Here is a 10,873-nt window from a genome sequence, read left to right as displayed (position 1 = left end):
CCTGAAAGCATTTCAGGTAGCCTGAGATCGCAGACAAGAAAAAGCAGGCTGGTGCACAGCCTGCTTTTTTGATGGGCATTTTGCCGCTGTCAGGAAAAATCCCGATGGGTTTGTCGTGGCGGAATCATCCGCCCCGGCCCAAGCGGCTTGCTGCCGAACAGCCACACATCAGATGGTGAGCAATACGTATTTCAGCTCCACATAATCGTCCATGCCGTATTTCGAGCCTTCGCGGCCGAGTCCGGATTGTTTGACACCGCCGAAGGGGGCGGCTTCGTTGGAGAGAATGCCGGTATTCACGCCGACCATGCCGTATTCCAAACCTTCGGAAACGCGGGTGATGGTGCCGATGTCGCGGGCGTAGAAGTAGGAGGCCAGTCCGAATTCGGTGTCGTTGGCGTAGCCCAAAACTTCTTCTTCGGTTTCAAATTTGAAGACGGGTGCCAAGGGGCCGAAGGTTTCTTCGCGGGCCACTTTCATATCGGCGGTGGCGTTGCGGACGATGGTCGGTTCGAAGAAGAGTTCGCCGGCTGCGTGGCGTTTGCCGCCGACGACGATTTCGCCGCCTTTGGCCAGTGCGTCGGCAATGTGTTCTTCGACTTTGGCAACGGCGTTTTGGTCGATGACGGGGCCGAAATTGATGCCTTCGTCAAGGCCGTTGCCGACTTTGAGGCCGTTTACGGCGGCGGTGAGTTTGGCGACGAATTCGTCGTAAATGCCGCTTTGGGCGTAGATGCGGTTGGCGCAGACGCAGGTTTGGCCGGCGTTGCGGAATTTGCACGCCATCGCGCCCTGTACGGCGGCATCGATGTCGGCATCGTTAAAGACGATGAAGGGTGCGTTGCCGCCGAGTTCCATCGAGGTTTTTTTGATGGTGGAGGCGCATTGTTCCTGCAACAGGCGGCCGACTTCGGTGGAGCCGGTAAAGCTGAATTTTTTGACGATGTCGTCTTTGGTGAAGACTTCGCCGATTTCGGTGGAGCTGCCGGTGAGAACGCTGAATACGCCTGCGGGCACGCCGGCGCGTTCGGCCAAGACGGCAATGGCCAGCGCGGAGAAGGGGGTTTGCGAGGCGGGGCGGACGACGAAGGTGCAGCCGGCGGCCAGTGCGGGCGCGGCTTTGCGGGTAATCATCGCGTTGGGGAAGTTCCACGGGGTAATCGCCGCGCACACGCCGATGGGCTGTTTCAGTACCAATACGCGTTTGTCGGGCGAGGGGCCGGGAATGGTGTCGCCGTAGATGCGTTTGGCTTCTTCGGCATACCATTCGAAGTAGGACGCACCGTAGGCGATTTCGCCTTTGGCTTCGGCCAGCGGCTTGCCCTGTTCGAGGGTGAGCAGGACGGCCAAGTCTTCTTGGGCTTCCATCATCAGGTTGAACCATTTACGCAAAACGGCACTGCGCTCTTTGGCGGTTTTGTTCTGCCAGGCTTTGAGGGCTTTTTGGGCGGCTTCGACGGCGCGTTTGGCTTCGGCGCGTCCCATTTTCGGTACGCTGCCCAGCACTTCGCCGGTGGCGGGGTTGCTGACTTCGATGGTGGCACCGTTATCGGCATCGCACCATTGGCCGTCGATATAGCATTGGGTTTTGAACAGGGAAGGGTCTTTGAGTTGGGTAATCATGTGGGTTTCCTCGGCATCGGAACAATTCAACGCGCTTCGGGCTTCGGCCGCAACCGACCGGCAAAACACCGGCAAAAGCCGAATTCCTTGCGCCCTTATTCATCATCAAGAAAGGCTGAGACCTTTGCAAGCCTCCCATCTGCGGCGCATTTCTGCGTTGTGCGCTGCTCGCTCGCTTGCCTATCTATATGATATGTCTTCGCTCGCTGCGCTGCTACGCCTTGAACTGCATCCACATCTGGGAGGCTTGCAAAGGTCTCAGGCTACCTGAAAGCAGCGCCGCGGCAAAGCCGTGAATCTTTCAGGTAGCCTTTTCTGCCTATGCTCAGGCCTTGGCGGCTTGACGCAGGGCGTTTTCCAAAATGCCCATGGCTTCTTCGAATACCTGATCTTCGATGGTCAGCGGGAACAGGAAGCGGATCACGTTGTAGTACATGCCGGTGGTCAGGATGATGAGACCGTTTTCCAAAGCAATGGCTTGCGCTTTTTTCGGCAAATCGGCATCAGGCTGGTCGTTGTTCATGAACTCTACGGCCACCATGCCGCCCAAGCCGCGGATATCGGCGATTTGCGGGATGTCGGCTTTCAACTGTTCGAATTTGGCTTTCACTTTGTCGCCCAATACGGTGGCGCGCTCATTGAGTTTTTCTTCTTCAATCACGTCCATCACCGCATCGGCGGCAGCCAAGGCCAAGGGGTTGCCGGCGTAAGTGCCGCCCAGGCCGCCCGGCAGCGGGGCATCCATAAATTCGGCTTTGCCCACCACGGCAGACAGCGGGAAACCGCCGGCCAGGGATTTGGCCAAGGTAATCAGATCGGGCGCCACGCCGGTGTGTTCGGTGGCAAACAGTTTGCCGGTGCGGGCGAAACCGGATTGCACTTCGTCGAAAATCAGGGTGATGCCGTGCTCGTCACACAGTTTGCGCAATTCTTTCAGGAAGCTGAACGGGGCCACATTGAAACCGCCCTCGCCTTGTACCGGCTCGATGATGATGGCCGCTACATCGCTGGGGGCCACGTCCACTTTCAACAGCTTGTTCAGCGCGTTCAGGGATTCTTCTTCGCTGATGTTGTGCAATTTGTTCGGGAACGGGATGTGGTAGATGTCGCCGGGGAAGGGGCCGAAGTTCAATTTGTAGGGGGCCACTTTGCCGGTCAGGCCCAAGGTGAAGTTGGTACGGCCGTGGAAGGCGCCTTGGAAGGCGATCACGGCGCGGCGGCCGGTTTTGGCGCGCGCGATTTTAATGGCGTTCTCTACGGCTTCGGCACCGGTGGTCACGAAGAAGGTTTTGGCGTTGCCGCCTACCGGAGCGGCCTTGGCGATGCGCTCGGCCACTTTGCCGTACAAGGCGTAAGGAATCACTTGGTAGCAGGTGTGGCTGAATTGCTCCAACTGCTCGGCTACGGCTTTCTGTACTTTGGGATGCAGATGGCCTGTATTCAATACGCCGATGCCGCCGGCAAAGTCGATGTAGCGCTTGCCTTCAGTGGTCCACAGCTCGGCGTTACGCGCTTTTTCCACGAAAAAGTCGCACATCACGCCCAAGCCGTTGGGCAAAACGGCTTTGCGTTGTTGGTTCAGTTCGGCTGTTGAAGTCATCAGGGTCTCCTTTTCATTAAAATCGTAACAACAGATGGATTACGCTTGAACCGCCGCTTTTCAGGCTGCCTGAAAAGCGGCGGCGGGCAATAGGAATGAAACGGGTGTAAGGTACGCTTCCCGTGCAGCGGTGTCAATCAAAATTCCGCCAGCGCAACAAAGGTTTCGCCAAGCAAAACAAAAGAGCGGGCAAGCATGCCAAACAGGCTACCTGAAAGCCTTCAGGTAGCCTGTTTCCACTTTATGCTTCAAACTGCAAAACGGCGGAAGTGTAAACGTTTTGCACATCGTCCAAATCTTCCAAAGCGTCGATCAGCTTCTGCATTTTCACCGCCTCTTCGCCGCTGAGCACGGTTTCGTTTTGCGCCCGCATGGTGACGTCACCGTCTTGCGACTCAAAACCGGCGGCTTCCAAGGCGGCTTTTACCTGCGCCCAGTCGGCCGGCGCGGTCACCACTTCGATGATGCCGTCCTCATCCACAATCACGTCTTCCGCGCCCGCTTCCAGCGCGGCCTCCATCAGTGCGTCTTCATCGGCGTCGGCATACACCAGATAGCCTTGGTGGGCGAAATTGAAGGCCACGCAGCCGTCGGTGCCCAAATTGCCGCCGTATTTGTTGAAGGCATGGCGCACATCGGCCACGGTGCGGGTTTTGTTGTCGGTCATGCAGTCCACCATCAGCGCGGCGCCGCCGATGCCGTAGCCCTCGTAGCGCAGCTCGATGTAGTCCACGCCTTCCAGATTGCCGGTGCCTTTGTCGATGGCGCGCTGCACGTTGTCTTTGGGCATATTGGCGTCCCACGCTTTGTCCATCGCCAAGCGCAGGCGCGGGTTGGAGGTGGGGTCGCCGCCGCCCAAACGCGCGGCAACGGTGATTTCTTTGATCAGTCGGGTAAAAATTTTGCCGCGTTTGGCATCAACGCGGGCTTTCTTGTGCTGGATGTTCGCCCATTTACTGTGGCCGGCCATAATCTTTAATCCTGTGGGTGTGGTTTTTCAGGGGGCGGATTTTATCACTTTCCCTTGGCCGGATAAAAGCCGCTGTATATGCCGCCACCGCTGCCGCAGCGCGCGGTTTCGCTTACAATACGGTCTTCCGCCGCCTGCCTGCCGCGCCATCATGGAACAACTCGAATTTTTCAACATCCCCAGCCCCTGCATCGGCGTCTGCCAGGTAAACAACAAGGGCTACTGCAAAGGCTGTTTGCGCAGCCGGGAGGAACGGTTGTACTGGCTGAAGCTGACGGATGCGCAAAAACAAAACGTGCTGCGCCTGTGCCGTATGCGCAAGCGCAAACTGTTGCAGCTGGCCGCGGAAAAAAATGCCCCGCAAATCGAATTGCCGGAACAGATGGATTTTGATTTCTAAACCGCTTTTACAGTCGAATAACACTGCATGAAACAAGGCGGCCAGCCGAAGACGGTGCTGTTCCTCTAGGGGCTATTGACATTTGGCTAAATGTAGCGTTTTTTTAAGAAAAATATTCGCATATCAAGTCAAAAGCAAGACGTGGCATTTTCGGGCATTTGGGCCACGGCAGGCAGTGATTGATACCCAAAATGGCATCATCATGACAGTTGCAACAGCCCTCAATCAGCCAAAATTCAAATAGGTTCATTTGAACTGTTTTACTGCCCCATTCCTTTGCAGCGTATTGTAAAAAAAAGCGTTGTAGCGAAATCAGACCGCTTGAAAGCGCCATGCCTGCCTTTGTGGTCGTTTTAGGCACTCAGGCAGGCACCGCTGATTCAACCGGCCGGTTTGCCGCTGCGCTCGGCTTTGCGCGCTTCGCGTTCGGCCTTCAGCTCGGCTTCGCGCTGGCGGGCCTTTTTCAGCCAGCTTTCCCATTGTTGCGGGGTTTCCAGCGTGATGCGGCCGATTTGGCCGTCGCGGAAATCGGTGAGGGTGATTTCGGCGGCTTTCTGATAATTGGTGCGGCCGCCGCCCAAGACGGCGCCGCGTTTTTTGGCAATCCAATCCAGCCAGGCGGTGTCGTCCCAATGGCTGGAAGGGTCTTTGTCGGCCTGATAGCGCGCCTGCAAGAGCGGCAGATAATGGCGGCGCAGGTAGTCGAGCAGCTCCAGCGCCACTTCTTCTTCGTCCAGGGCATTGCGGCCGACCGCACCGCCGGCGGCCAGATGGTAGCCGCCTTCGGCCACGATGATTTTCGGCCACAGCATACCGGGGGTGTCGTAGAGCCAGAAATCGTCGGCCAGAAACAGGCGCTGCTCGGCCTTGGTGATGCCGGGCTCATTGCCGGTTTTGGCCGATTTTTTGCCGAGCATGCCGTTGATGAGGGTGGACTTGCCTACGTTGGGAATGCCGCAAATCAATACCCGCAAAGGTTTTTCGATGCCGCCGCGCTGGGGCAGCATGGCGCGGCAGGCCGCCGCCAGTTTCTGCGCCGCCTGCCGGTCGCCGGCATCGAGGGCGATGGCGCGGGTGTCGTTCAGGCCGTTGTAGTGCGCCAGCCAGACGGCGGTGCGTTCGGGGTCGGCCAAGTCTTGTTTGTTAAGGATTTTCAGCTTGGGTTTGCCGCGCGAGAGCTGGGCCAGTAGGGGGTTTTCGCTGGAAGCGGGCATGCGGGCGTCCAGCATTTCTATCACCATGTCCACGCTTTTGAGCCGCTCGGCAATCGCCTTTTTGGCTTTGTGCATGTGTCCGGGAAACCATTGGATGGCCATAGCTGTCTTTCTGCAAAGGGTTTCAGGTAGCCTGTACAGCCGAAGAAACACGGCAACAGGCTACCTGAAAGATTATTCGGGGGTGTTGAGCTGGCGGTGGCGCACCAGCACGGGGTAATCGCGCAGACGTTCGGCCACGGCCTCGGCCACGAATACCGAGCGGTGCTGACCGCCGGTGCAGCCGATGCCCACTGTGACCACATGAATCCGCGTTTGGCGCGCCAGCTCGGGCAGCCAGCGGTTCAGGTAGCCGCTGATGTCGGCCACCATCTGCTGCACGATGCGGAATTGGGCGAAATAGGCGCGGATGGACTCGTCCTGCCCGGTAAACGGGCGCAGGGCTTCGTCGTAATGCGGATTGGGCAGCGCACGCACGTCGAACACGAAATCCAGATTCAGCGGCGCGCCGTATTTGAAGCCGAACGATTCCACCACCACCTGCACGCCGGCATGTTCCAAAGCCAGCCATTCCTGAATGCGGAATGCCAATTCTTCCCGGCTGGCTTCCTGATTGTCCAAGCGATAGGCCATGTCGCGCCACGGCGCCATCATTTCGCGCTCGGCGGCAATGCTCTCGGCCAGGGTGAGGTTGCCGGCAGACAGCGGATGGTGGCGGCGCGATTTGGCGAAGCGGCGCATCAACACTTCGTTGGAAGCCTCCAAAAACAGCATGCTCACCCGGTGGCCCTGATGGCGCAATTCGCCGATGTAGCTGTGGATGTTCTCGGGCGAACAGCCGACACGGATGTCCAGGCTGATGGCCAATTTATACACGCCGCTGTCGGCGGCATACTGCTCCACCAGCTGCGGCAACAGGGCCGGCGGCAGATTATCGACACACAAAAAGCCGAGCTTTTCCAACAACGCCAAGGCGAGCGACTTGCCGGTACCGGACAAACCGCTAATCAGCACGATCCTCATGACGGCGTTCATCCTCCTTCAGCATGGCGGTGTGGCGCTCCAAAAATTCTTTGGTGCTGTCCTTGCCGCGGGTTTGCAGGATGTAGTTGCGCACGGCGGCCTCCACCAATACCGAGAGGTTGCGGCCCACGGCCACCGGCAGGGTAACCGAGCGTACGGCAACGTTTAAGATGGTTTGCGTTTCGCTTTGAATGCTCAGCCGCTCCAAACCCTGCATATAGTGGTCGTCGGCCAGCACGAGATTGATGATAAGTTTAAGGGGTTTGGAAGGGCGCACGGCGGTTTCGCCGAAGATGGTGCGGATATTGAGCACGCCCAAACCGCGCACCTCCAGAAAATCGCGCAGAGTGGCCGGACAGCGGCCTTCCAGCAATTCCGGCGCCGTACGGTGCAGCTCCACCGCATCGTCGGCCACCAAGCCGTGGCCGCGCGAGATCAGCTCCAGCGCCAATTCGCTTTTGCCCAAACCGGATTGGCCGGTAATCAGCACGCCGATTTCGAAAACGTCGAGAAACACGCCGTGTTTCACGGTGGACACCGCCAGCGCCCGCTGCAGATAAATCCGCAGCACGTCCATCAGAAACGGGCTTTCTATTTTGGAAGTGAGCAGCGGCACCTGATGGGTGTGGCAGTAGTCGCGCAGCATATAAGGCACGGGCAGATCGTTGGCCACAATCACCAGCGCCATGGTGAGGTCAAAGAGCTCGTCGAAGCTGGCTTTGATGTCGCCGGCTTCCATTTTATTGAGGTATTCCACCTCCGATACGCCCAACACCTGTACCTGATTGGGGTGGATAAAATTTAAATGGCCGACCAGCGCCAAAACGGGCTTGTCGGCATCCACGCTGATGCGGTTGTCCGCGCCGGCCGTTCCGGCCGCCCAAGCCAGCTGCAGCTTGGTTTGGTTGTCTTGGTAGAGCTTGCGGACGGAAATACTCGGCATGGTTTATTCTGATGTAAGGATTTGGCGGGCGGCTTCCGGCGTCTCGCAGGCCATCAGCTGCTCGCGCACCGCCTTCACGGAAAACTTGTCGGCCAGCGCGGCCAACACTTCCAAGTGGCTGCCGGCGCTGTTTTCCGGCACCAAGAGCACAAACACCAACGACACCGGCTTGCCGTCGGGCGCGTCAAACGCCAGCGGCTCTTTCAGACGCACAAAAGCGCCGGTGATCTGCTGCACCGCGGCATCGCGGCCGTGCGGAATCGCCACCCCGTGCCCCAGCGCGGTGGTACCGAGCTTCTCGCGGGCAAACAGGCAGTCGAACACTTCCGCCCGCCCGAGGCCGGCTTCGTTTTCCAGCAACAATCCCACCTGCTCGAACAGCCGCTTTTTACTGCCCACTTCCAAATCCAGCACAATGTGGCTCAGCGGCAGAATGGTTTCAATCAAACTCATGTCATTTGTCTAAAAGGTAAAACGGAGCGGATTGTACCCGCCATGCAGGGGAAGGACAATCATCCTGCCGCTACCGCCCCTGCCGCCCGATAGAAAAAATAAATAAATACATGAATCGTAAACACCTTATTCGCCGCAGCGGCTACCTGAAAAGCCCGCCGCCGCCTGCTGCCCGCCCTGTTTTCAGGTAGCCTGCCGACAGGGCGGGTTTGCGCTTTTTTGCACGCCGCCTGCCGCTCAATTGCGGCTTTGCCGCTACAATGCGCAGCGTGGCAATCTGCCCCCGGCCATTATCTATCGCCCACATTCTAAACACCCGCTCAGGCTACCTGAAAAGGATACCCTCATGCTGAAACGCTTCTTTGCCCTCCTGCTCTGCCTCACCTTCCTGCCCGCCTGGGCCTTCGACACCGCCCAGCTGACCGCCCAGCTGCAACAGCCCGCCACCGTGCAGGGCAGCTTCACCCAACAGCGCTTCCTGCGCACCCTCAGCCAACCCATGCAGACCTCAGGCCGCTTCGCCCTGAGAAACCGCCACGGCCTCTATTGGCAGATCGACCAGCCTTTCGACCTGCGTCTGCGCGTGCGCCCGGACGGCATCGCCCAATGGAGCGGCGGCCAATGGCGCAGCACCCGCCAAAGCGGCCAGGCCGCCCAAGTCAAACTCTTTATGGCCGTGCTCGGCGGCGACATGCGCGAGCTGCAGCGCCAGTTCGACACCCGCCTTACCGGCCACGCCCGCCAATGGCGGCTGCAGCTGACGCCCAAAACCGCCGTCATGCGGCAGGTGTTCGACAGCATCACCGTGGAAGGCGGCCAACTGGTGCAACGCATCGAGCTGAACGAAAAACAGGGCGACCGCACCGTGATGCAGTTCCACCAACTGCAGGCCGGCCAAGCCCTCAGCGGCCCCGCCGCCCAAGCGCTCGCCCCGTAGAGTTTCCTTCTTAAAACAAAACCATGCGCCCAGCCGCCATGTCCGCTCTCCGCCGCTATTTGTCACACCGCCTGCACTGGCTGTCCGTCATGGCACTGGCCGCCTTTTTGCTCAGCCAAACCCTGGGTGCGGTTTTTTGGCCGGCCGAATTATTCAGCCATTTCCTGCCCCACTACACCGCACTCTTTGCCGCCGCCGCGGCCTTCACCCAAGGCAGACGACGCCGGATTTGGCTGGGCACCGCCCTCACCGCAGCCGTTTTAATGTGGCAACCTTTCTCTTCAGACGCCCCGCTGCCCGCCCCTGCCGCGCCCGCTTGGCGGATGGTGTGGTACAACGTCCGCCTCGATAATCCCTACCCCGCAGCCGAAACCTCCGCCCTCTTGGCGCAACAGCCCGATGTCTTGGCACTGGCCGAAATCCAGGCCGACGACCCGCGTTGGGCCGAGCTGCGCCGCCGCCATCCTCACGGCTGCACCCATCAGGAATACAGCCCGTTTGCCCTAGCCGTCTGGTCGCGCCACCCCTTAGCCGCCTGCGACATCCGGCAGCATCAGGAATTCTCCTACATCCGCGCCGAACTGCCCGACGGCACCGCCGTTTACGCCCTGCATCCGCCGCCGCCCGTCAATAGCCAACTGGCCGCCGCGCGCAGCGCCTATCTGGCGCACACCGCCGCCGAAATCGGCCGCGAACCAGGCAAAGTCGTCGTGGTGGGCGACTTCAACAGCAGCCCGTTTTCCCCGCTGTTCCGACGTTTTACAAGGCATACCGGCACACCCCCCTACACCCCGATGATGCAGCCCACCTGGCGCCCGCTGTTCATCAACATCGACCACGCGCTCGCCAACTTCCCCCTGCACACCGCCGCCCTGCCTTGGCAGCATTCCGACCACCGGGCGCTGCTCTTGTCTTGGCCGCGGCCTTGACGGCGAGCAGACTGCAGCAGCGTAGCAACAGAAAAACCGACACGGTTGCCGCCGAGGCCGGCACGGTGTCGGTTTTTCTGTAGGTACGCGTCTGCCGCTTTTTGCCAACGGTCTTTGAGGCCGCCTGAAAGCCGTCAGGCGCAGGCCGCCTCGCCGATGCGCACCACTTTATTGTGAAAGGCGTTCAGGCTGCTGCGGTGACCGATGCTCACAATCATGCTGCCGGCCAATTCCATGCGGATCAACCGGTAAAGGGCGGCTTCGGTTTCTTCGTCCAAAGCCGAAGTGGCTTCGTCCAGCAGCACCAGTTGCGGCCTGCCCAATACGATGCGCATAAAGGCCGCCCGCTGCAATTCGCCGGGCGAGAGCTTGTGCTGCCAGTCGTCTTCGCGATCCAAACAGCTTTTCAGGTAGCCTAAGCGGCAGCCGTCCATCGCCCGGTACAGGGCGGCATCATCCGGCCGCAAATCGGGATAACACAGCGCCTGCCGCAATGTGCCTTGCGGCATATAGGGGTGCTGCGGCACAAACAGCGTCTGGCCGTGCGCCGGGCTACGGATGCGGCCGCTGCTGCCGAAGGGCCACAAACCGGCCAGTGCCCGCAGCAGGGAGGTTTTACCGCAGCCGGAAGGCCCTTGGATCAGCAGTGCATCGCCGTCGGCTACCGGAAAACCGATGTTGGCCAGTAAAATGCCGCCGTCGCTGCGGTACAGCGTCAACCCTTCGGCCGACAATACGCCGCGGGCGGTTTCGGTTTTGCATAAGTGCCCTTTCATGCGGT

The 10,873-nt window shown here is 59.5% G+C and carries 12 protein-coding genes; 4 read left to right on the top strand and 8 right to left on the bottom strand.

Translation table 11 applies throughout. The features are described 5' to 3' along the window. Window positions 1-168: 168 nt before the first annotated feature. Window positions 169-1,623, bottom strand: a complete 1,455-nt coding sequence (locus HMPREF9371_RS03840; protein ID WP_009118599.1) for an NAD-dependent succinate-semialdehyde dehydrogenase — start codon at window positions 1,621-1,623, stop codon at window positions 169-171. Between the two features lie 97 nt (window positions 1,624-1,720). Here HMPREF9371_RS03840 and HMPREF9371_RS13155 point away from each other — a divergent pair, with 97 nt between their 5' ends. Continuing rightward, the gene (locus HMPREF9371_RS13155) at window positions 1,721-1,894 is read left to right on the top strand and encodes a lipoprotein signal peptidase (RefSeq protein WP_232203119.1); all 174 of its coding nucleotides are present in this window, start codon (window positions 1,721-1,723) and stop codon (window positions 1,892-1,894) included. Window positions 1,895-1,948: 54 nt separating this feature from the next. Here HMPREF9371_RS13155 and gabT read toward each other — a convergent pair whose 3' ends face one another. Next, window positions 1,949-3,223, bottom strand: coding sequence for a 4-aminobutyrate--2-oxoglutarate transaminase (gene gabT / locus HMPREF9371_RS03835; protein WP_009118597.1), 1,275 nt, complete (start codon window positions 3,221-3,223; stop codon window positions 1,949-1,951). 241 nt (window positions 3,224-3,464) lie between these two features. Then, window positions 3,465-4,193 (bottom strand): YebC/PmpR family DNA-binding transcriptional regulator, encoded by a 729-nt coding sequence (locus HMPREF9371_RS03830; protein ID WP_009118596.1) that lies wholly within the window; start codon window positions 4,191-4,193, stop codon window positions 3,465-3,467. 151 nt (window positions 4,194-4,344) lie between these two features. On the opposite strand from HMPREF9371_RS03830, the gene HMPREF9371_RS03825 reads away from it, so the two are divergent. Further along, window positions 4,345-4,593 (top strand): DUF1289 domain-containing protein, encoded by a 249-nt coding sequence (locus tag HMPREF9371_RS03825; RefSeq protein WP_009118595.1) that lies wholly within the window; start codon window positions 4,345-4,347, stop codon window positions 4,591-4,593. A gap of 380 nt (window positions 4,594-4,973) precedes the next feature. Here the strand turns inward: HMPREF9371_RS03825 and ylqF are convergent, their stop codons facing one another. The 4 genes from ylqF to ptsN form a co-directional block, all read right to left on the bottom strand. Further along, complete coding sequence (ylqF, locus tag HMPREF9371_RS03820; RefSeq protein ID WP_009118593.1) at window positions 4,974-5,909, bottom strand: ribosome biogenesis GTPase YlqF; 936 nt, start codon at window positions 5,907-5,909, stop codon at window positions 4,974-4,976. Window positions 5,910-5,981: 72 nt separating this feature from the next. Then, window positions 5,982-6,830 carry an RNase adapter RapZ gene (gene rapZ, locus HMPREF9371_RS03815; protein WP_040660123.1) on the bottom strand — a complete coding sequence of 283 codons (849 nt, stop codon included), beginning with the start codon at window positions 6,828-6,830 and terminating at the stop codon, window positions 5,982-5,984. Beyond that, complete coding sequence (gene hprK / locus HMPREF9371_RS03810; RefSeq protein WP_009118591.1) at window positions 6,811-7,773, bottom strand: HPr(Ser) kinase/phosphatase; 963 nt, start codon at window positions 7,771-7,773, stop codon at window positions 6,811-6,813. The genes rapZ and hprK overlap by 20 nt, the downstream gene beginning before the upstream one ends. A gap of 3 nt (window positions 7,774-7,776) precedes the next feature. Beyond that, a complete protein-coding gene (gene ptsN / locus HMPREF9371_RS03805; RefSeq protein WP_009118590.1) occupies window positions 7,777-8,226 on the bottom strand; it encodes a PTS IIA-like nitrogen regulatory protein PtsN in 450 nt (149 codons plus the stop codon). 346 nt (window positions 8,227-8,572) lie between these two features. Here ptsN and HMPREF9371_RS03800 point away from each other — a divergent pair, with 346 nt between their 5' ends. Both HMPREF9371_RS03800 and HMPREF9371_RS03795 read left to right on the top strand, forming a co-directional pair. Beyond that, window positions 8,573-9,163 (top strand): LolA family protein, encoded by a 591-nt coding sequence (locus HMPREF9371_RS03800; RefSeq protein ID WP_009118589.1) that lies wholly within the window; start codon window positions 8,573-8,575, stop codon window positions 9,161-9,163. 38 nt (window positions 9,164-9,201) lie between these two features. Further along, window positions 9,202-10,092, top strand: coding sequence for an endonuclease/exonuclease/phosphatase family protein (locus HMPREF9371_RS03795; RefSeq protein WP_156786986.1), 891 nt, complete (start codon window positions 9,202-9,204; stop codon window positions 10,090-10,092). A gap of 134 nt (window positions 10,093-10,226) precedes the next feature. On the opposite strand, the gene HMPREF9371_RS03790 is transcribed toward HMPREF9371_RS03795, so the two are convergent. Then, the coding region (locus HMPREF9371_RS03790) for an ATP-binding cassette domain-containing protein (protein ID WP_009118587.1) at window positions 10,227-10,873 on the bottom strand (647 nt) is incomplete at its 5' end.

Origin of the sequence: Neisseria shayeganii 871 (assembly GCF_000226875.1) — a bacterium.
Taxonomy (GTDB): Bacteria; Pseudomonadota; Gammaproteobacteria; order Burkholderiales; family Neisseriaceae; genus Eikenella; species Eikenella shayeganii.
The sequence above is the reverse complement of the archived record's forward strand: the minus strand, read 5'-3'. Positions and strand labels throughout refer to the sequence as shown.